Origin of the sequence: Orbus hercynius, assembly GCF_003634275.1 — a bacterium.
GTDB lineage: Bacteria > Pseudomonadota > Gammaproteobacteria > Enterobacterales > Orbaceae > Orbus > Orbus hercynius.
In genome coordinates this window covers 437,980-460,175 of the sequence record NZ_RBWY01000001.1, presented here as the reverse complement: position 1 = coordinate 460,175, position 22,196 = coordinate 437,980, and the positions used below count along the sequence as shown (strand labels likewise).

The following is a 22,196-nucleotide window of genomic DNA, read 5'->3' as shown; positions in this document are numbered from 1 at the left end:
CTTAATGAACACTGGTGTCAGCAAAATATTGCAACATTGTTTGTTCATCCATGATTTGAATATTGAGTTCTTCAGCTTTTATGAGTTTAGAGCCAGCCGATTCTCCTGCGATGACAATATCGGTATTTTTTGATACGCTACCGGTAATTTTAGCACCACATTGTTTAAGCTTATCTTTCGCTTCATCGCGACTCATCGATGATAATGTGCCGGTTAATACCACAACTTTACCCTTGAAAATACTCTCATTTATTGCTGTAACAACAATTTTTGGCCAATTAATCCCAATTTTATCACTAATTAACTCATCAATAACGTAACGATTGTGCGTTTCCTGAAAAAAGTTAACAATACTTTTTGCAATCACTTCACCAATCTCAGTTACCCTTTGCAAATCTTCAACGCTACTGGCACGAATCGCATCAAGCGACCCCAATTCATTAGCTAAATTTTCAGCCGTAACTTCACCAACATGAGGTATCCCTAAAGCATAAATAAAACGCGCTAAAGTGGTTGTTTTGGTTATCTCTAAAGAACTTAATAAATTTGTTGCCGATTTTTCACCAATTTTATCCAGTGAGCATAATTTTGGTAACGTCAAATGATACAGATCAACCGGCGTTTTGACGTAATCTTTATCAACTAATTGATCAATGATACGATCGCCAAGCCCCGTCACATCAAGTGCACGACGTGATACAAAATGTTTTAAGGCTTCTTTACGCTGTGCTGGGCAAACCAGCCCTCCCGAACAACGCGATATCGCTTCACCTTCATCACGCACAATAACTGAACCACAAACCGGGCAATGCGTTGGGAAGATAATGGCTTGCGTTTCTGCTGGTCGTTGTTCGTTAATAACAGCGACAATTTTAGGTATGACATCACCCGCCCGTCGTATGGTTACAAAGTCACCTTCGCGAATACCAAGTCGTTCAATTTCATCACTATTATGCAATGTTGCATTACTCACAATAACACCAGCAACTTGTACAGGTTCAAGCCGCGCAACCGGCGTAATTGCCCCGGTTCTACCGACTTGAAAATCGACTTTTTTGAGTTGAGTAATTTGTTCTTGTGCCGGAAACTTGAAAGCAGTGGCCCAACGCGGCGCTCTGGCAACAAAACCAAGCTGCTCTTGCAGTGCAATTGAATTGACTTTAATGACAACACCATCAATATCGAAACCCAACGACATTCTTTGCTGTTCAATATTTTTAAAATAATCAATCACCGCATCGCAGTCTGTATTAACGATTACTTTATCGCTAACAGGCAATCCCCAACGTTTAAACTGCATTAAGCGTGCATAATGCGTATCAGGTAGCGTATCGCCTGCAAAAATTCCCATACCATAACAATAAAATGCTAAAGGCCTTTTGGCTGTGACTTTTGGATCGAGTTGCCTTAAAGAACCTGCAGCTGCATTACGGGGATTGGCAAATATTTTTTCATGACGTTTTTCGGCCTCTTGATTGAGTTTTTCAAAACCTTTATGCGTCATAAAAACCTCTCCACGCACTTCCACCCGAGCAGGTATATTATCGCCAGTTAAGGTTAACGGTATTGAGCGAATTGTTTTAACATTTTCTGTTATATCCTCACCTACACTACCATCACCACGCGTTGCTGCTTGCACAAATTTTCCATTTTCATACAGTAAACTCACCGCTAAACCATCAAGTTTTAATTCACAACAATATTCTACATTATGATCAGCAGAGTAAATTCTATCTCGTACACGTTTATCAAACGCAATAAATCCTTCTTTATCAAAAACATTATCGAGTGACAACATCGGCAATTCATGCTTTATAGACTTAAATTGACTTAAAGCCATCCCCCCAACCCGCTGCGTGGGTGATTGGGGCGTAATTAGCGACGGATGCTGTTGTTCTATCTGTCGTAACTGTGTGAGCAATTTGTCATATTCAGCATCAGGAATACTGGGTGCATCTAGCACATAATACTGATATTCGTGCTGTCGAATAATATGCCGTAAATTTTCGATTTGCTCTTTAACACTGATAAAGTCTTGATCTGTTTTCATGTCACACTCGTATTATCGTCTTTAATATCATCAATATCGAATCGATTTCATCACTTATTCTGTAGTAACATTTTTAATTCGCGTTTTATAACTATCTATCTTTTGCGGTGTAAGCATATGATGCTCATCATCCAACACAACGCCATTGACGTCATCTGCAATTCTTTGTGCAGATTGCAACATCAGTTTAAAGTTTTGAGCACTATTGCCATAAGAAGGAATCATCATAAATAATGAAATGCCCTGAGTTACAAATTCATGCATTGTTTCAGGATCAAGCGTGCCGGGTTTAACCATGTTGGCTAAACTAAATAACACTGGGCCATTTCCAGCAGGATCTAAATGACGATGAAAAATTTGCATCTCTCCAAATTGGAATCCAGCTTGAATAATACTACTTAATAGTAGATCACCTTTTATTTTTTCATCATTTAATCCAATGACGTGCAGAATTATTACATCGTTTTTGGGTGATGATAACGCCGTATTCTCTTCAACAGTATTTGTATTGGCTGCAAGAGTATGTTCATCGATTTTTGCAACTGGGTTATTATCAGCCAGCGGCTTAGTCTTAATGAGTTCAGCGCCTTGTTGTTTATCATTAGCTGTGTATATTGGCTCTTCTTCGATAAAAAAATCACGCTGAATTGGTTTTATCTCAATATTTTCATCAGCAACCGCTTTCATCGTAGTATGATGCACATTAGCACTTGTATTTTTACCGCTAATAACTTGAGCCTCACTCACACTGTCTAAAAAGCTATCATGTTGTTGATCATTTTGCCTTGCTTCTGAACCTTTCCCTACTTTTCGCGCTTTTGATGCATCAAAAAGAGAGGAGCGTTCTTTTTTATTAATCCAAAAACCATGTATTAATAAGGCGATTATCACTAAAGAGGCAATAATAATCAGCACAATACGTAAGTTATCCATAATACCCATCTCTGTATTCATTTAATAATGACTATATTACTGTATTTAAATATCAATACTCAAGTAACTTGAAAATTGGTCTAAGACATTTTATAAAATAGACTTTATTTCACTTATCTAATACCTAAATCCATATATTAAATAAAAAAAACCACTCAGTTACTTCATTTAAAATAGCATAAAATTCACTAGTGACAGAACTATTTATTTTGTTACTAAGAGCTATTACAGTGATTATTACTTACATTCCACGTTAAATTTAGGTAGAATTAAGACCATTTGCTAGGAAAACGTATTTATTTTGTCTGTAGACAAATAAATATTTGCGTTGTTGATTTTACCGAGGTAACTTTATATATGAAATTTAGAAAAGCGCTCTTCCCCTTTACTTTTGCTCTAGCTTTAGGAGGCAGTCTGCTATTAACTGGTTGTGATAATAACCCAGCCAATAGTAACCAAGCCAAATTATCGACGGTAAATGTTCAAGTCTTTGAAACCAACCCTCTTAACTATACCGTTAAAGTTGCATTACCAGCGCGTGTTGTGGCTTCACAAATCGCGGAAATAAGACCGCAAGTTGGCGGCATTATTTTAAAACGAGAATTCGCTGAAAGCAGTAATGTCACTGAAGGCCAATCGCTATACCAAATTGATCCCGCTATCTATCAAGCAAATTACGATAGCGCAATGGCAAGCGTTGCGAGTGCAGAGGCTAGTGCTAAAATAGCCCACTTAACTATGAATCGTTATAAAGATTTATTAAAAACAAAGTCAATCAGTCAACAAGAATTTGATAAAGCAGCGGCCGATGCTATGCAAGCCGATGCGTCAGTTTTAGTTGCTAAAGCAAACTTAAATACCGCTAAAGTAAATTTAGGTTATACCAAAGTATACTCTCCAATTGATGGCTATATTGGTAAATCAAATGTTACCGAGGGTGCGCTCGTTTCAGCAGGTCAATCAACAGCGATGGCGATAGTACAAAAACTTGATCCTATCTATATTGATATGACCCAAACTGCAACCATATTTGAAAAAAATGAAAAAGAACGTAATCAGATTTATGTACCTAACGAAAAAGTCGAAATCTTTTTCAATGATAGTCGCAAGTATGAATATGATGGTCATATTATCTTCTCAGATAAAAATGTTAATGAAACAACTGGAACGGTAATTTTACGTGCACAATTCCCCAATCCTAATGCGGAAATATTACCAGGTATGTTCCTTAAACCATTGCTAACACTTGGTAATATCGAGAACGCAATTCTAGTGCCACAAAAAGGCATTACGAGCGATGCAGCAGGCAACTACACGGCAATAGTCGCAATTCCAGTGCCAGCTGACCAGGAGCTTACGTTTATCAAAGAAACTTTACTTGCAAGATTACCAAAACAAGATTCTGAATCAGGCATGAAAGAAAATGAGCAAAAAGCGGAACAAGAAGCTTTAGCCATCATCAAAGCTCATAAAGAGAGCGATAAAAAAGACACACCATTTTATTACTTTGAAAAACGTAATGATGTGAAAGTCTATGCTGGTATTTCAGGGTATTGGATTGTAACCAGTGGAATTAACGCGGGTGAAAAAGTCGTTATTAGTGGTTTACTGAATTTATCAAGTATTCCTAATTTAAACACACCAGTATACAGAACATTCGCCAATATCGTTGCTGATCCACAATCTTTGACTCAAGAACAACTTGATACATTGATCGAAAATAGCGTTAAGTAACGAGGGAGCTCTTAAATAATGGCTAAGTTTTTTATAGACCGCCCTGTCTTTGCTTGGGTAATTGCAATACTAATGATGCTAGGTGGTTTACTTGGCATCAAGTCACTTGCAGTTGAACAATATCCAGATATCGCACCACCCGCTGTAACTGTTACAGCTGTTTATCCCGGTGCCGATGCTGAAACAATCAGTAACACTGTTACACAGCTCATTGAGCAGAACTTAACAGGTATTGATAACTTAATTTATATGCAATCCACCAGTAGTTCACAAGGGATGGTACAGATCACACTAACATTTGCACCCGGTACCGATCCTGACTTTGCTCAGGTTCAAGTACTCAACAAAGTCGAAAGTGTTAAATCACGTTTACCAGAAAGTGTGCAAAAAAATGGGGTATCTGTTGCTAAAAATAATACTAACTTCCTAAAAGTTATTGGTTTTTATTCAACTAATCCAGATAAAAGTCAAACTGACATTGCTGACTTTGTTTATTCAACGGTTCAAGATCCAATTCGCCGCGTACAAGGTGTGGGTGATACGACGTTATTTGGTTCTGAATATGCGATGCGTATTTGGCTTGATCCAAGCAAAATGACTTACTTTAAATTATCGACAGAAGAGGTCACCGCCGCAATTCAAGCACAAAATGCGCAGGTAACAGCGGGCCAGTTAGGTGCTTTACCTGCGACCAAAGGGCAAGAGCTAAATGCAACGATTACCGCACAATCCCGCTTAAAAACAGCGGAACAATTTCAAAATATTTTAGTCCGAGTAAATACTGATGGTTCAAAAATATTATTGAAAGATATTGCAGATGTTGAATTAGGTGCAGCTGATTATAACTTTATGTCTCGTTATAATGGTAATCCATCGGCTGGACTTGCTATTTACTTAGCAACAGGAGCTAACCAATTAGATACATCAAATGCCGTGGATAAAGAACTTGCAGAATTAGCAAAAATTTTTCCTGATGACATTGAGTATCGTTTCCCATACGATACAACACCATTCGTTAAATTATCAATCGAGAACGTTGTCGATACGTTAATTGAAGCGATTATTTTAGTTGTCATCGTTATGTTCGTCTTCTTACAGAACTTAAGATCAACGCTAATCCCAACCATTACCGTACCTGTTGTATTACTCGGAACATTTGCGGTGTTATATGTATTTGGGTTTACCATTAATACATTATCGATGTTCGCCCTTGTTCTGGCGATCGGACTATTAGTGGATGATGCAATTGTTGTTATTGAAAACGTTGAACGTATCATGCATGACGAAGGGTTATCACCTTATGATGCAACCGTAAAATCAATGGAACAAATTACCTCGGCGTTAGTTGGGATTGCAGTCGTACTCTCTGCGGTATTTGTGCCAATGGCATTTTACGGCGGCGCTGCGGGTGGTATTTATAAACAGTTCTCAATTACCATCGTAACTGCTATGGCCCTTTCTGTGCTGATGGCAATTGTACTAACACCTGCGTTGTGTGTACAAATACTAAAAGCCCCATCAAAATTCAAAAACAGAAAACAATCTTTAGCTAGCCGACTCAGCAAAGTACCGCCATTTTCTTGGATTGAACTGCTATTGAATAAATTCTTTGCTGGTTTCAATGGTTTCTTTGCTAAAAGCCTTCATGTGTATGAAAAAGGCGTTATTAAAGTCATCCGATATCCGTTAATTAGCTTTGCAACTTATGCATTAATCATTTTAGCACTTATCTTTGGTTTTAATAAATTACCGACGGCATTCTTACCGAATGAAGATCAAGGCGTTATCATTATGATGACTGAATTGCCACCGGGTTCGACGCTAAATGAAACGCAAAATGTACTGACTAAGGCAAGTAATTATTTCCAAACCGTACAAAAAGACTCCGTTGACGAAATCTTCTCGGTCGGTGGCTTTAGTTTAGCAGGACGAGGCCAAAATATGGGTCTTGCCTTTATTAAATTAAAAGACTGGTCAGTGCGGACGCATAAAGATCAATCAGTTGACGCAATCGTGGCAAGTGCTAACCGCTTTTTAGCAACGATTACTGAAGCAAGAAGTTATGCGTTGAATATTCCAGCTGTACCGGCTTTAGGAATGGCAAATGGTTTCTCTTACATGTTAAAAGATAGTGGTGGCGCGGGTCATGAAGCATTAATGCAAGCTTTTTACCAGCTATTATCTGAAGCATCAAGGAATCCAAACTTAGTCCAAGTCAGACCAGCAGGTATGCTTGATGTGCCACAATATAAGATCAATGTTGATTTTGAAAAAGCTCAAGCTTTAGGGACTTCAATATCGTCTATTAACACGGTTTTATCAACCAGTTTAGGCTCTGCTTATATTGATGACTTTGTTTATAACAACCGCGTTAAGAAAGTCTACGTACAAGGTGCTGCACCTTTCCGTATGCTACCGGGCGATTTTAGCTACTGGCATGTTAAAAATGGAAATGGTGAAATGGTTCCTTACGATTCATTTGCTACTACATCTAAAACTTACGGTTCACCGTCTTTAGTGCGTTATGATGGTGTTGCTGCAATGGGAATTAGTGGATCGGCAGCAGCTGGGCAAAGTTCGGGTCAAGCAATGGCAATCATGGAAGAGCTATCGAAGAACTTACCAAAAGGCTTCACGTATGACTGGACAGATATTTCTTATCAAGAAAGACAAACGGGTTCACAGACAACCACATTGTATATCATCTCGCTTATTGTGGTGTTCTTGTCGTTAGCGGCGTTATATGAAAGCTGGACTGTGCCAATTTCGATCCTCTTTATCATTCCAGTTGGTATTATCGGTACCGTTTACGCGACAATGTTCAGAGGACTTGATAATGATATCTACTTTATTGTGGGTCTTTTAACCACAATGGGATTGGCGGCTAAAAACGCCATCTTGATTGTTGAGTTTGCTAAAGATGCACTCGAAAAAGAAGGAAAATCACTGATTGACGCAACACTGGAAGCATGTCGCTTACGTTTACGTCCAATTTTAATGACCTCATTTGCCTTTATTCTCGGTGTATTACCACTCGCTATTAATAGTGGTGCCGGTTCAGCAAGTCAAAATGCGGTAGGCACAGGGGTAATTGGTGGGATGTTAACTGCAACATTCTTAGCTATTTTCTATGTGCCATTATTCTTTGTGTTTATTACTAAATTATTTACTAAACATAAAAATAAAGTTGTGATTGCAACCAAACCAAAACAATCATAATGCCAACCTAAATAAAAAAGCGCCAATCGGCGCTTTTTTTATCGGTCTGACTAAAACATAATAAACGAGTTGAACAATAATCACGGCTTATTGTAACTATAATTCGGCTTTGGCTTTTGCTAACTGCGCTTTTATCATTGCCAGACGACTTTTTCCTTGCTCTAAACGCTGCTCGGATGTTTGCTGTTTTTTGCTATTCCAATTGAGATCATCTTGCGGAAGTTCCAATAAGAATCGACTCGGCTCTAAGTAACTCACATCACCATACTGTTTACGTTCAGTGCTATATGAAAATGTCAGTACCTGTTGTGCGCGTGTGATCCCCACATAAGCAAGCCTTCGCTCTTCTTCAATGTTATCCTCATCAATACTTGCTTGATGAGGTAATAATCCTTCTGCCATGCCAACTAAGTAGACGTAAGGGAACTCAAGACCTTTTGAAGCGTGCAAAGTCATAAGCTGAACGGCATCTTCTTCTTCATCACTTTCATTTCGTTCAAGCATATCGCGCAGAGTAAAACGCATAACCGCTTGTTCAAGTGTCATCGGTTCGTCAATATCATCGCCTTTAAGCATGCTATCAAGCCAGCTAGTTAACTGTTCAACATTCTTCATACGCATTTGTGCTGCTGCAGGAGAAGGTGACGTTTCATATAACCAGCTTTGGTAATCAATACCATGCAACAATTGATCAACAACCGGCATTGGATCATGTTGTGCATTGTCAGATAATTGACTAAACCAGTTAACAAATTGATGTAAGGATTCAAACCGTTTTGGTGGCAGCAGCTCTGTCAGTTGCACATCAAATGCCGCTTTAAATAAGCTAAGGGATTTTTGTTCAGCAAGCTGCCCTAATTTTTGTAGTGTAGCAGGACCTATTTCGCGCTTAGGGGTATTTACAACCCGGATAAAGGCATTATCATCGTCAAGGTTAATTAACAAACGCAGATAAGCCATGAGATCTTTAATCTCAATACGAGAGAAAAATGATGTCCCCCCTGAAATTTTATAGGGAATACGGTTTTGCATAAGGATTTTTTCAAACAAACGTGATTGATGATTACCACGATATAAAATCGCGTAATCACCATAACGACTATTGGTTGCAAAACGATGACCAATTAAATCATTAACGACTTTTTCAGCTTCATCTTCTTCATTATTAGCCGAGATCACATTAAGTGGTTCGCCATAACCTAGCTCAGAGTGTAGTGTTTTGGTAAAAATATGCGGATTATTTTCAATTAAAATATTCGCCGCTTTTAAAATACGCCCAGAAGAACGATAGTTCTGTTCTAATTTGATCACATTAAGACTGGGAAAATCTTGATTTAACAGCACTAAATTTTGTGGTCTTGCACCGCGCCAAGAGTAAATAGACTGATCGTCATCACCAACCACCGTGAATTTTGCCTTATAACCGACCAGTAATTTAATCAGTTCATATTGGCTAGTATTGGTATCTTGATATTCATCAACAAGTAAATAACGCACGCGATTTTGCCATTTTTCACGCACTTGCTCATTGCTTTGTAACAATAAAGTCGGTAATAAAATAAGATCATCAAAATCTAAAATACCACAGGCTTTTTGTTGTTGTTCATACAGCTGATAACAATGGGCAAATAACTGTTCTTTTTTCGTTTGCGCACGAGCCATAGCAATCGTTGCATCAACTAAATCATTTTTCCAATTAGAAATGGTATGACGTAATTGATTAATTAAATCTTTATCGCCATCAAACCACTGCTCAGTCAGCGCTTTTAATAACGAAAACTGATCATTATCATCAAACAACGAAAAATTACTTTTAATCCCGATCTGCTTGTATTCTTTGCGAATAATATCGAGACCTAAGGTATGAAAAGTTGAAATTTTTAGCCCACGCGCCTCTTTACGACCTAAGGTTTGTGCAATACGCTCTTTCATTTCACGTGCCGCTTTATTCGTAAATGTCACCGCCACAACATGCTTAGGTTGATAGCCTTTTACTTGAATTAAATACGCAATTTTATTGATAATGACGCGCGTTTTACCCGAACCAGCACCAGCTAAAACCAAGCACGGCCCAGAGATGTATTCGACGGCTTGTTGTTGACTTATATTTAAACGCACAAAAATTAACCAATTAAAGCGAAATTTCACTTAGTATACTAAAATTAGCCTTGAAAACCTATTGCACATTTGAAATTATCGATATTTATCAGTCTATAAACATGTCTGTAAACACCGCAATCACAAGGCCTTACCTTGACCAAGAAGACTGCTATTTAACACATAAATAGGATTAAAAGCATAAAAATATATAGCAACATATTGATTTATATTGATAACTCTTTTGATAATGTACCTATTTAATTAAATATGCTATGCTATCGCATCGATTTAAGTACATAGACATACACCTACCATATGCGACTACCGTTTATTAAATATGATTATCAAAAATACCTAACTGAATTGCCCAAAATAGCGCAATCGGTCGATCATTATCAGGTTTTACATACCCCTGTTGAATATCGGGAAATGCTGTTACATCATATTAAAAATGCGACTAGGCGCTTGTATATTGTCGCGTTATATTTAGAACGAGATGAAGCGGGGCAAGAAATTCTACAAGCAATTTATGATGCAAAAAAAACCAATCCGAATTTAGATGTCAAAATTTTTGTCGATTGGCATCGAGCACAGCGAGGTCGAATGGGCGAAGGTAATGCCCAAACGAATGTGCAGTTCTATCATCAAATGAAAGTCAATTATCCCAATTTGAATGTTGAAATTTACGGTGTGCCCGTAAATCGACGAGAAGTGCTCGGTGTGTTGCATCTTAAAGGCAGTATTATCGATGATACGGTACTTTATACTGGGGCAAGTATTAATAATGTCTATTTACACAAACTCGAAAAATACCGTTATGATCGCTATCATATGATGACTAATCCCATTTTAGCCGACAGTATGATAGATTATATCAATAATAACTTTTTGGTGTTTGATGGTGTTGAGCGGTTAGATTGTTTGGAACAAAAAACCCGCAAACAACTCAAATCTAAAATTCGCACATTACGCTACCATTTAACGCAAGCCGACTATCAATTTAATGGACAGGCAACAAATAATGAATTAGCGTTGACCCCAATTGCAGGGTTAGGTAAAGGTAATAAACTCAATCACGTTATTCATCACCTAATCTGTTCAGCTAGTGAAAAAGTAACATTTTGTACTCCCTATTTCAATCTTCCGCCAATTATTATTAAAGATATTATTCGTCAGCTAAGGAAAGGTAAAAAGATAGAAATTATTGTTGGTGATAAAACGGCTAATGATTTTTTTATTCCGGAGGATCAGCCATTTAATATTATTGGTGGTTTACCATATTTGTACGAAATCAATCTACGTAATTTTGTTGAAAAATTACAGAATTTTGTCGATAAAGAGCTATTAATTATTCGTCTATGGAAAGATAATGATCATTCCTATCACCTTAAGGGGATATGGATAGATGATAATTGGGCATTGATTACCGGTAATAATATCAATCCAAGAGCTTGGCGCCTCGATCTTGAAAACGGTATTTTAGTCCATGATCCGAATAGCGAACTCCATGATAAATTCAGTAAAGAACTCCAGGTAATAAGAGAAAATACGTTATTAGTCAATCATTTTCAGCAAATTCAGGCGAGCCAATTTTATCCAAAGCCGATTCAAAAATTAATTAACCGGTTAAGTAGAATTCGCATTGATAAAATTATTAAACGTTTGTTATAAAATATGATAATCATAGCGCTATTACGAAATACACGAGCGCATTAGTTGTCAACATGTTATATTGACTTAAAACGCTCTTTGATGGCACTTAGCTCTTGTTGCATATTATTCATGCTAGTGACGCCGCCTCTAACGCTTGATGCCCATTTTTTGATGGACACTCTTACGTGATTATTGCCCAATCCTTCTGGCTTTATTTCTATCTTATAATAGTGATAAAAAGATCCTAATAGCATTTTTAAAATTACATTACCTTTCTCATAAATATGATTACCGATATTTTGATAACCGCGTTCCACCATCACACGTTCAATGATTTGCTGAAATTCTGCTTCTGAAGGAAATTGATATAAAAAAGTATAATTATTTTCATTAAAAAACTCTTCTTTGATCAAAAAAGGCATGATTAATTCCCTTATTATTTTTAGTCGTTATTTTTACTAATATAAAAAAACAGCACCACTGTTCAAAACAACGTCATATTAACATAAAATATATCCAATATATATTATCCAATTATATTATCGAAAATAGCTTAAGTATTACTTGTTTAAAAGGACCTATGAACGGTGAGTAACTCACTCAATGACCATATATTACTTGCATAGTTAGAAAAGACGACTTTGACCTAGACTAATATATATACTTTCTGTTTTATAATCTTATAATGATATGAAAATAACGTTTTTAGGATTAATTCTAACCAATTGATGACGATGTTCTATGTGAATATACAATTGTTATCAGCTAGGATCAGATAAGCATAATAATAAATGACGTCATCAACTTTTAAAAAACTGCACATGATACTATTTAAATTATTTTAATTGTTAATTAATTAAAATAGGTCTATAATTCGCAGTTATATTTGAATTAATAGCATAATTGAGTTGATTTTATGTTAATTCGATGTTAATAATTCGAGCCTTAGCTTGGATTCTAGTGATGAAAAGAATATAAAAATGAACAAACAAAAAATAATGTGTTTTCCTATAAAGTATTTGTTATCTCAATCTGTTATCTCTTTAAAAGATTTTTTTCCAGCTAAATTAGCAGGGCCAATTGTATTGGGGTCAAGTTTTTTGATTCATAGCGTTCAAGCCGCTTTATCAATAACGACCATAAATTCGATTAAAGGTACCTCTCCTATTTTTATCGATGAAATAAGTCTCAATGATTTTAAGTATTTTGGTGTAAATTACAACAATAAATCTTATTATGACGATACATTATTAAATAATGCTTTTAGTTCTCTGGCCCTTTCAGCTAAAACAAGCAAACCATCTGATATCAGTGGGCTTAGCGTAGCGCCATTTGGTATGCCAACTGCAGATGAAGTTGTTGATAGTGATGGTGACAATGTTAATCCCATTTCGATAACAGAAACTCAAAATGGTTCGGTAAGTGTTGCTTGGTATGACAAAGCAACCAATACCGCATTAACATCAACTCAGTTAAACCAAACGTTTTGTCAATTATCCTATTTGGGCATTAGTCCTTATATTAAGGTTTTTGGTAGTGTTAATCTTAATACGCAATATGGTGATCCTCATAAACAAGTTTATCCTGATAATATATTATCATTACCCACTCCAGAGCGCGCATTTCCAATTAATATTGATCCTCAGCTGTGTAGTGCGATGCCTGATAGAAACTCTATGACTGTAGGTGTTGCTGGCCCCGCTAGTGAATGGGACCCTATTATCGGTTTTTTACCGCAAAGTGATGGTAATAACTTCCCAACAACTGGACTTAACAGCTTATATTTTGATTTAGTCATTGCGGGTGTTGCAGCTGATGATTTAACTTGGCCAAGCTCAATGACGTCGGGCAATATAACAGTCAATCTTACTGTTTCCCCGACTATGGTGAGAGTTAAGTTATCGGGTCCAACTGCTAATACTAACTTACAAGGTGCTAAAGCTGATGCCTTTGTAGGCCCGGCAAGTTTTGTTATTGAAGGTAAGGACCAGCAGGGGAATGTCATCATTCAATATTCGTTTACTATTAAAAAGTGGTTTGTCAATCGTAGCAGTCCTTATTACATCACATCTCAAAGAACTTGGTGCAATGCTTTATCCGGCAGTAATTACTCCTTGGCAACCGTGCGTGATTTAACTAATTCAAGCGTTGGGCCTGCTGCACCGAGTGGGTTTCCACTCCCTTTATCGTCTCGAAATGTTTATATGCGAAAAATTGGAGCAGGATTATCAACCGAGTGGGGGAATCTCGGCAATTATCCTGATGCAACTATGAGCTACATTGGTTACTGGACTAATGACGCAAACACATCAGGTGGATTTTATGGCGTAGGCGTTAATGATGGCGATGTCCGCAATGTTGAGGCGATCGGTGGAACTACCTATTACGCACTATGCGCATCTAAATAACAAATTATACTCGGTGATATTAATAAATCACCGAGATTAACTACCGTATTTATTTTTAATTACGATTTATAACGAGTTGCTCACTCATATATTTAGTCATCTGATACTTAATCAGATGACTAAACACGATTGAAGCAACTACTTTGTATTAACACAAAGTGCTCCCCAAGTTGTTGCAACTGTGTTTGTTGGAGACGTAATGCTTCCATCATTAACACCAACTCCATAAGCCTTGGAACCAACAGAATCACTAGTCCAATTTGATATCATGAAATTATCTGTTATTTTAGTAAAGTTACCCCATTCAGCTATCAAACCACCTTGAATAGTACGCGAAATTGTTCCCGTGCTCGAGGGTTTGAGTGCAGGTACACTCCACTGGTTCGTATTGCTTAACTCACGGATACCACTAAGGGCATAAGTCGTGGTTGTGCTGCCAACATTTTGGCAATAGCTTTTCGCGGCACTCAGGTTTACCCCTTTACCATTTTTTGTATAAGATAAAAACCATTTGTCGATGGTAAAAGGGTAACTAATCTGCAATGAATTATTACTCTTTAAATAACCTTGAATTGTAAATGTAGCACTACCTGCAAAATTGTCCGCTTTGGCTGATGCAGTATCGTTGCTAGGTTTTGGGCCATTTAATGTTACCCGAGTATTACCATCAACAATGGATATGGTTGGTGTGATACCACCAGATGAAGCAGGAACGATTTGCCAATCCATTGTAGTGGCATCAGCGCCAGCCATAATCAAATCGAAATAGAGCCCATCACTTCCCGTAGTCGGAAAATTTCGTGTTCCGGTTGGCTGCTTTAAAAAACCCAGTTTGGGATTCCATTCAGATGCAGGGCCAGTAAATGATCCCATCCCACTGATATTGGGCCGAACACTACAGAGTTCAGGCTTAGGCCAAATAAACGGAAAATATCTCCGCGGAGCGCTGTATCCTAATAATTCATCAGGATATGCTTGATACCGTGGGTCGCCGTATTCGGTCTGCAATCTAATAGTTCCTGTAACCAACAAAGTCGGATAGATCCCCGATGCAGACAACTCACATAACGATAACTTTAATTGATCATCGGTGAGTTTGATTGGCGAGTCTAATCCTGCACTCGTATTGTACCAATCTAAAACAATTGCATCTGCAGTTGCTGTTCTGATTGGCAACATACTATCGCTAACATCACCATCGGGATCAACATAAAGCTCAGGAGTAACATTTTGTATAATAAGCGGCATCATTTCTAACGAATTACCATTCGTGTTACCGGTATTAATGTAAATATCATTTGGTGTTATAGTGGAGGGACTTTTACTGCTATTTTTGGCGTAAAAAGCTTGACCTAATGTAGTTGCATCAGTATAAGATTTTTGCTGATAACGGATACCGAAAAACTGGAAATTATTAAAATCAATGCCATCACTACCGAGTATAAAAGTTGGAGCATTACCTTTTATTGTTTGAATTGTTGTACCAGTGAGCCCTGCATATGAAACACTTGTTAACGTTGTTAGAGCGAGCAAAGCTAGTTCAAACTTATTATAATGTTTAAAGCGCCGACGTTTTTTCGATTTATCAACTATTATGAGCGAATTGTCATTACATGATGTTTCATGTCTATTATATTTTATTATTTTCATTGTAACCTATCTACCTTAAATCGCGTTTAGTATTGTTATAATTTATATTGATACCGCGCAAGATTATAGCAAAAAAATAAGATTCTTTACACGGTTTATACCATTTTTTAATTGTTGTTCTCGATAATTTAATATAATAACACAATTATGTTATAGTAAAATATATTGATAATTAGCTGTAATAACGACTATGACAACTGTCTCGATCTATCATAATCCACACTGCTCAAAAAGTAGAGAAACATTAGAAATATTACAAAATAAAGGCATTAATTTAAATGTGATTTTATATTTGGATACCCCGCCGTCAGTACAAATGTTGAAAGAGTTAATCATGCAGCTTGGTTTTACCTCTGTAAGAGAACTTATTCGCACCACAGAATTGAGCTATAAACAGTTAAATCTAGACGATAAAAATTTAACCGAAGATCAATTATTAACTGCATTGCATCAGCACCCAGCACTAATTGAAAGGCCGATTGTTGTTGTGGATCAGCACGCTAAGATTGGACGACCACCAATTCAGGTTATGAGCTTATTTAAAGATTGATTTAAAGACACTATAATTGAATTATCTAACATGATAATTCAATTAAAAAACAGCAATGTATCTGTTTATTGCGCTTAAAATCCAATGAAATCGTTTGCTGAGTAATGTCTTTAGCGGATAAACCTAACTGAGCTAAACCATCATAATCAAGTTTAAATCCACGTTTATTATTGGAAAACATAATAACGCCATTTGGGCGTAGCAAACGTTTTAAGTTTGTCATTAATTCTAAATGATCGCGCTGAACATCAAAGGTATCACTCATTCGCTTAGAATTAGAAAACGTAGGCGGATCGATAAAAATGACATCAAATTGTTCATCACTTTCACGTAAATACAGCAAGCAATCTGCCTGAATTAAACGATGCTTTTTACCTACTAAGTGATTCTGCTTTAAATTGCGATCAGCCCACTCCAAATAGGTTCGAGACATATCAACCGTTGTCGTTGAATTAGCGCCCCCTAAACCGGCATAAACCGTTGCACTCCCCGTGTAGGCAAAAAGATTCAAGAAATCTTTATTACGGCACAAATCCCCGATCATTTTACGGGCAATTCGGTGATCTAAAAATAAGCCCGAATCTAAATAATCAGTGACATTCACCCAAAATTGAGCATGATATTCATTGACTAAGAAGTAGTCTTTTTTCTGTGCAAGACTCTGATACTGTTGCTTACCTTTTTGTTTTTCACGCGTCTTTAAAATAAGCTGATTGGCAGTTAAATTTAAGACCGACATGGTACTATTAATAATATCGAACAAACGCTGCTTCGCTTTTTGCGGATCAACGGTTTTGGGCGGTGCATACTCTTGTACCACAATTTTATCTTTATAGCGATCTATTGCGACATTATATTCTGGCAGATCAGCGTCATATAAACGATAACATTCAATCCCTTCTTGCGCTGCCCATTTGATTAACTTTTGCTCATTTTTACGTAATCGGTTAGCAAAATCGAGTGCAGGTAACAGTGTCTCAGTTGGCGCTTGTAACGTATCATGGCGCGGGCTAATGGTATAGTTCTTCTGTACACAATCAAGCGGCCCATTTTTCGCTTTAAATTGACGCTCAGAACGTAGCTGCAAACAATCTAACAGCTGTGGCGCGGCACTAAATAAGGAAACATGCCAACCACCAAAATAGTGTTTAAAACGTTGACCCAATACACTATGCAGTGCAATTAATGCGGGCTCACTTACAAGGCGTTCACCGTAAGGCGGATTACTAATAATTGTGCCCACTTGATCCGGATAAGGATTATTTAGCATAGTGACATCTTGCACTTTAAACTGGATAAAATCTGCCACCCCAGCTTGCCGTGCGTTTTGCTCAGCTTTGCGTATCACATTTGCATCATTATCATAGCCAATAAACAGAGATTCAGGCTTTGTAATGTGCTCTCTGGCGGCAAAAAGCGCATCATTCCACCGCGTTGGGTTAAACCCTTTCCAAGATAAAAAGCCCCAGTTTTTACGCTGCAAGCGTGGTGCAATATTCGCAGCCATCATAGCAGCTTCAATTAATAACGTGCCTGAACCACACATCGGATCAAGTAAAATCTGATTTTTTTGCCAATTAGAACGCTGCACAATCGCCGCAGCAAGATTTTCTTTAAGTGGTGCTTCACCAGTTAGGTCACGGTACCCTCTTTGATGCAGACTTTCGCCACTTAAATCAAGAGAAATAATCACTCGATTTTTATTTAAAAATGCATGAATGCGAATATCAGGATTGTCTTTAGTCACATTCGGGCGCTGATCAACCTTACGGGTAAAACAGTCAACAATCGCATCTTTAATCTTCAGTGCACCATACTGACTATTACGAATAAAATCATTAGTGCCCGCAAAATGAATCATAAATGTCGCATCGACAGCAAAAATATCCGGCCAATTGATGTTAAGCGCACAGCTATATAAGTCTAAATCACTATAAATATCAAATTCTGTAATCGGCAATAGAATACGAGAAGCAATTCTTGACCATAATAGCGCACGATATAACGTTGATTCATCAGCCTGAAAATAAACGCCACCTTGTGCGATCTGGCACTCGGTGCCACCAATATCGCAGAGTTCTTTTTTCAGGAGTTCTTCAAGGCCACGTGGGCAACTAGCAAATAGTTTTTTCATTTATTATCTACAATTCAGCAAAATTGACGCTAATTATATACAGAATTGTCAATGTCGCCTACTAATAAGCGCCACTATTTAGCGAATGTATTAAAATAGGCAACGCCATCACAATCATAATTACTTGCGTAAAATGGCTAATTAAAACATTGCAGCATATTAAAAGCCCTTGTTTTGTTTCTTACGATATCAATTGCGCTGTATAATAAACGCAGTCCTTGCCGTTTCAGCACTTCTTATAAAAACATTTGTGCCTATATCGTCATATTGATCTTGAAAAAATCACCAAGATTTGGTAACGTGTTCAACAGTTATTTTTTACATTTAACACTAAAAAGAAGGTAATTGTTATGACAATCAAAGTAGGTATTAATGGTTTTGGACGTATTGGTCGTATTGTTTTTCGTGCAGCTCAAAAACGTTCTGACATCGAAATTGTTGCGATTAATGATCTATTAGACGTTGAGTATATGGCTTATATGCTAAAATATGATTCAACGCATGGCCGTTTTGATGGTACTGTTGAAGTTAAAGATGGTAAACTCATCGTTAATGGCAAAACAATTCGCGTTACCGCTGAAAGAGATCCTGCTAACCTAAAATGGAATGAAGTCGGTGTTGATGTTGTTGCTGAAGCGACTGGTTTATTCCTTGATGATGCAACTGCACGTAAACACATTGAAGCAGGAGCTAAAAAAGTTGTCTTAACGGGTCCATCAAAAGACAATACGCCAATGTTTGTAATGGGTGTTAATGATAAAGCATATGCAGGTCAAGATATCGTTTCTAATGCATCATGTACAACTAACTGTTTAGCGCCTTTAGCTAAAGTTATCAATGATAACTTTGGTATCGTTGAAGGTTTAATGACAACTGTTCACGCAACTACTGCAACACAAAAAACAGTTGATGGTCCATCTCATAAAGATTGGCGTGGCGGTCGTGGTGCGGCTCAAAACATCATTCCATCATCAACAGGTGCGGCAAAAGCAGTTGGTAAAGTTATCCCTGAATTAAATGGTAAATTAACCGGTATGTCTTTCCGTGTTCCGACTCCAGACGTTTCTGTGGTTGACTTAACTGCGCGTTTAGCAAAACCAGCTAAATACGAAGACATCTGTAAAGCAATCAAAGCCGCATCTGAAGGCGAAATGAAAGGTGTGCTTGGATACACTGAAGATGATGTTGTTTCTACCGATTTCTTAGGTGAAGTTTGTACCTCTGTATTCGATGCTAAAGCAGGTATCCAATTAAGTGATACATTTGTTAAATTAGTCGCTTGGTATGATAACGAAGTCGGTTATTCTAACAAAGTACTTGATTTAATCGCTTGTGTATCTAAAAAATAAGTGATTTAACCTTACAAAAAGCGGCGAGTTAAGCCGCTTTTTTTATAGTTATTGCATCTAATAATATGTAATCATCATATGATCGATATTGCAATTACGCTCGCGAAAATAACGTTATACCACTAGCCGCACTCGCTTCGCATAGCCGCTGCTTTGCCCTAATAATATTGTCTTGCCATTGTTCATCTTTAGCCCACATTTCAATCACCACCGGCGATTGATAATTCATCTTTTTCAATGTTGCAAAAATTGCCGCAAAATCGACTTCCCCCTCACCAATCACTAAATCACGAAATTGCCCACCATAGCCAGATTTAACACAATAGGTATCTTTTAAATGAATTTGCACAATATGACGGTTACTTAATTGCAATTCAGTGCATACATCATAATTCCAACCATTAATATTGCCGACATCAGGATAGGCCATAAAATACAGTGAGGGAATATGTTGTTTTAATATTTCAAATTTACTTAAAGAATTGAGATAGTTGGTATCCATAATTTCAACAGCAAGCATGACACTAGCCTTCTCAGCTTGTTTAGCACACCACGTCATACCTTGAATAAAGCGTTGGTGGGTGCGTTCGTCAGCGGGTTCATAATACACATCGTAACCGGCTAGTTGAATCACCCTAATCCCGAGTTTGTAGGCTAATGTAATCGCTTTAAGCATAATGGTTTTTGCTTGATTAACAACATCAGGATTAGCAGAACCAAAAGGGAATTTTCGATGCGCACTAAGGCACATAGAGTGCAGCGCAATGCCATGTTGTTCACATAAACGGCGCAGCGCATAAATATCATCGTTACACCAATCTAAACGTGCCCGTTTTTCGGCCGTTTCATCGATAGAGATTTCCAAAAAATCAAAACCTAACGTTTTGGCCGCTACTAGTTTATCCTGCCAGGAAAAATATTCCGGTAGGGCTTTTTCATACAAACCCACTCGTAAAGAAACTTGATCTTGATACATAGTAAAAACCCAATAATGAATTAAAAAAATAAAGCCGGCTTAGCCGACTTTATGCTGAGCTACCAGTGCTTAGCAATTTGCGCTCTTAACTCTTGAGCAGTTTTTTGCCCTTTTTCACCCGCCAAAGCGCGACCCGCAATAAATGCTTTAGTTTTAATGCCAGCAAATAAGTGAATATCTTCAGGCACAATGCCCCCCGTAATTGATAACTCTAAACCAAGATCAGAGAGCTGACGCATTTTAACTAAATCATCTTGAGTCCAACCAATACCTGCGAGCTCTGCATCTCGAGAACGATGATAAATGGCCTGCTTAATGCCAAGTTTTCGCCAAGCTTTAGCATCATCTAAGGTCCAGTGCCCATATAATTCAATTTGAATTTCACCGTGATATTCATCGGCAACTTTTTTACATGCTTCAATCGTTGCAATATGCGCTGCGGCGGAAACCGTCAACCAGTTTGCACCGGCTGAAAAAGCCATTTTCGCTAAAATCGCCCCCCCATCGGTGGTTTTTAAATCGCACACTAAAATATGCTCCGGATGGCGCTCTCTTAATGTTTTAACACCAATAATTCCCGCCCCAAAAGCCAATATCGTGCCAACTTCAATAATATCGACATAACCTGCCACATTTTTGGCAACGTCCAGTGCACTTGCCAACTCAGTTTGATCTAACGCTATTTGTAATTTCGGTTTTGACATCTGCTTTCTCCTTAAAATATTATTTTTGCCCATAATAAGCATTCGCACCGTGTTTACGAAAATAATGCTTATCAGATAATTCTGCTTGAATTTTAATTGTCGGATTTAACTGTCGCGTCGCAATTGCCATCGCGGCAATCTCTTCTAGTACCACAGCATTATGTACGGCATCTGCAGCATGTTTCCCCCAGACAAAAGGCGCATGACCGCAAACAACAATACCTGGTGTTGCAGCCGGATCGATGCCGCGCTGACGGAATGTTTCGATAATCACCAGTCCAGTATTTTTTTCGTAATCTTGCTCAATTTCAGCTTTAGTTAGTGAACGAGAACACGGAATATCACCATAAAAATAATCAGCATGTGTTGTGCCTAAAGCGGGAATATCCATTGACGCTTGCGCCCAAATTGTCGCCTGACGAGAATGCGTATGTACGATGCCACCAATATGGCTAAATGCCAGATATAGCTCAATATGTGTTGCGGTATCACTCGATGGATTTAAGTGCCCTTCCAGCACGTTGCCATCAAGATCAAGCAACACAATATCATCAACCGTCATCGCATCATATTCAACGCCAGATGGCTTAATAGCGATAACGCCAGCGTTGCGATCAATTTCGGAAACATTGCCCCATGTAAACGTCACTAAACCATACTGGGGCAGTGCCAAATTAGCCTGTAAAACCCGTTGTTTCAGTTCTTGATACTGAGTTTGATACTTCCCTTGATACAT

General features: G+C 37.8%; 15 protein-coding genes. 6 read left to right on the top strand and 9 right to left on the bottom strand.

Annotation, left to right across the window (positions count from 1 at the left end; genetic code table 11):
- Position 1: 1 nt before the first annotated feature.
- A complete protein-coding gene (gene ligA / locus DES39_RS02175; protein ID WP_121144123.1) occupies positions 2 to 2,050 on the bottom strand; it encodes an NAD-dependent DNA ligase LigA in 2,049 nt (682 codons plus the stop codon).
- A gap of 54 nt (positions 2,051 to 2,104) precedes the next feature.
- Positions 2,105 to 3,004 (bottom strand): cell division protein ZipA, encoded by a 900-nt coding sequence (gene zipA, locus DES39_RS02170; protein WP_211324586.1) that lies wholly within the window; start codon positions 3,002 to 3,004, stop codon positions 2,105 to 2,107.
- A 336-nt stretch (positions 3,005 to 3,340) separates the two neighbouring features.
- Between zipA and DES39_RS02165 the strand changes: the two genes are divergently transcribed.
- Together DES39_RS02165 and DES39_RS02160 are read left to right on the top strand one after the other, a co-directional pair.
- Positions 3,341 to 4,717 carry an efflux RND transporter periplasmic adaptor subunit gene (locus tag DES39_RS02165; protein WP_121144122.1) on the top strand — a complete coding sequence of 459 codons (1,377 nt, stop codon included), beginning with the start codon at positions 3,341 to 3,343 and terminating at the stop codon, positions 4,715 to 4,717.
- Positions 4,718 to 4,735: 18 nt separating this feature from the next.
- Positions 4,736 to 7,936, top strand: coding sequence for an efflux RND transporter permease subunit (locus DES39_RS02160; protein ID WP_121144121.1), 3,201 nt, complete (start codon positions 4,736 to 4,738; stop codon positions 7,934 to 7,936).
- A gap of 96 nt (positions 7,937 to 8,032) precedes the next feature.
- Here DES39_RS02160 and rep read toward each other — a convergent pair whose 3' ends face one another.
- Entirely contained in the window at positions 8,033 to 10,054 is a 2,022-nt protein-coding gene (rep, locus tag DES39_RS02155; RefSeq protein ID WP_121144755.1) for a DNA helicase Rep, read from the bottom strand.
- A gap of 297 nt (positions 10,055 to 10,351) precedes the next feature.
- On the opposite strand from rep, the gene pssA reads away from it, so the two are divergent.
- On the top strand, positions 10,352 to 11,707 hold the full coding sequence (gene pssA, locus DES39_RS02150; RefSeq protein ID WP_121144120.1) for a CDP-diacylglycerol--serine O-phosphatidyltransferase: 1,356 nt from the start codon (positions 10,352 to 10,354) through the stop codon (positions 11,705 to 11,707).
- 56 nt (positions 11,708 to 11,763) lie between these two features.
- Here the strand turns inward: pssA and DES39_RS02145 are convergent, their stop codons facing one another.
- On the bottom strand, positions 11,764 to 12,111 hold the full coding sequence (locus DES39_RS02145) for a hypothetical protein (protein ID WP_121144119.1): 348 nt from the start codon (positions 12,109 to 12,111) through the stop codon (positions 11,764 to 11,766).
- A 558-nt stretch (positions 12,112 to 12,669) separates the two neighbouring features.
- Between DES39_RS02145 and DES39_RS02140 the strand changes: the two genes are divergently transcribed.
- A complete protein-coding gene (locus DES39_RS02140) occupies positions 12,670 to 14,097 on the top strand; it encodes a hypothetical protein (protein WP_121144118.1) in 1,428 nt (475 codons plus the stop codon).
- 138 nt (positions 14,098 to 14,235) lie between these two features.
- Here the strand turns inward: DES39_RS02140 and DES39_RS02135 are convergent, their stop codons facing one another.
- Entirely contained in the window at positions 14,236 to 15,747 is a 1,512-nt protein-coding gene (locus DES39_RS02135) for a hypothetical protein (protein ID WP_121144117.1), read from the bottom strand.
- A gap of 190 nt (positions 15,748 to 15,937) precedes the next feature.
- Between DES39_RS02135 and arsC the strand changes: the two genes are divergently transcribed.
- Positions 15,938 to 16,297 carry an arsenate reductase (glutaredoxin) gene (gene arsC, locus DES39_RS02130; RefSeq protein ID WP_121144116.1) on the top strand — a complete coding sequence of 120 codons (360 nt, stop codon included), beginning with the start codon at positions 15,938 to 15,940 and terminating at the stop codon, positions 16,295 to 16,297.
- A 25-nt stretch (positions 16,298 to 16,322) separates the two neighbouring features.
- Here the strand turns inward: arsC and rlmKL are convergent, their stop codons facing one another.
- On the bottom strand, positions 16,323 to 18,431 hold the full coding sequence (rlmKL, locus tag DES39_RS02125; RefSeq protein ID WP_121144115.1) for a bifunctional 23S rRNA (guanine(2069)-N(7))-methyltransferase RlmK/23S rRNA (guanine(2445)-N(2))-methyltransferase RlmL: 2,109 nt from the start codon (positions 18,429 to 18,431) through the stop codon (positions 16,323 to 16,325).
- A 350-nt stretch (positions 18,432 to 18,781) separates the two neighbouring features.
- Here rlmKL and gapA point away from each other — a divergent pair, with 350 nt between their 5' ends.
- A complete protein-coding gene (gapA, locus tag DES39_RS02120) occupies positions 18,782 to 19,780 on the top strand; it encodes a glyceraldehyde-3-phosphate dehydrogenase (RefSeq protein ID WP_121144114.1) in 999 nt (332 codons plus the stop codon).
- Between the two features lie 94 nt (positions 19,781 to 19,874).
- Here gapA and DES39_RS02115 read toward each other — a convergent pair whose 3' ends face one another.
- The 3 genes from DES39_RS02115 to DES39_RS02105 are packed head-to-tail and all read right to left on the bottom strand — an operon-like array spanning position 19,875 to position 22,196.
- Entirely contained in the window at positions 19,875 to 20,756 is an 882-nt protein-coding gene (locus DES39_RS02115; protein ID WP_121144113.1) for an L-ribulose-5-phosphate 3-epimerase, read from the bottom strand.
- Between the two features lie 59 nt (positions 20,757 to 20,815).
- Positions 20,816 to 21,460 carry a 3-keto-L-gulonate-6-phosphate decarboxylase UlaD gene (locus tag DES39_RS02110; protein WP_121144112.1) on the bottom strand — a complete coding sequence of 215 codons (645 nt, stop codon included), beginning with the start codon at positions 21,458 to 21,460 and terminating at the stop codon, positions 20,816 to 20,818.
- Between the two features lie 19 nt (positions 21,461 to 21,479).
- The gene (locus tag DES39_RS02105) at positions 21,480 to 22,196 is read right to left on the bottom strand and encodes an L-ribulose-5-phosphate 4-epimerase (protein ID WP_121144111.1); all 717 of its coding nucleotides are present in this window, start codon (positions 22,194 to 22,196) and stop codon (positions 21,480 to 21,482) included.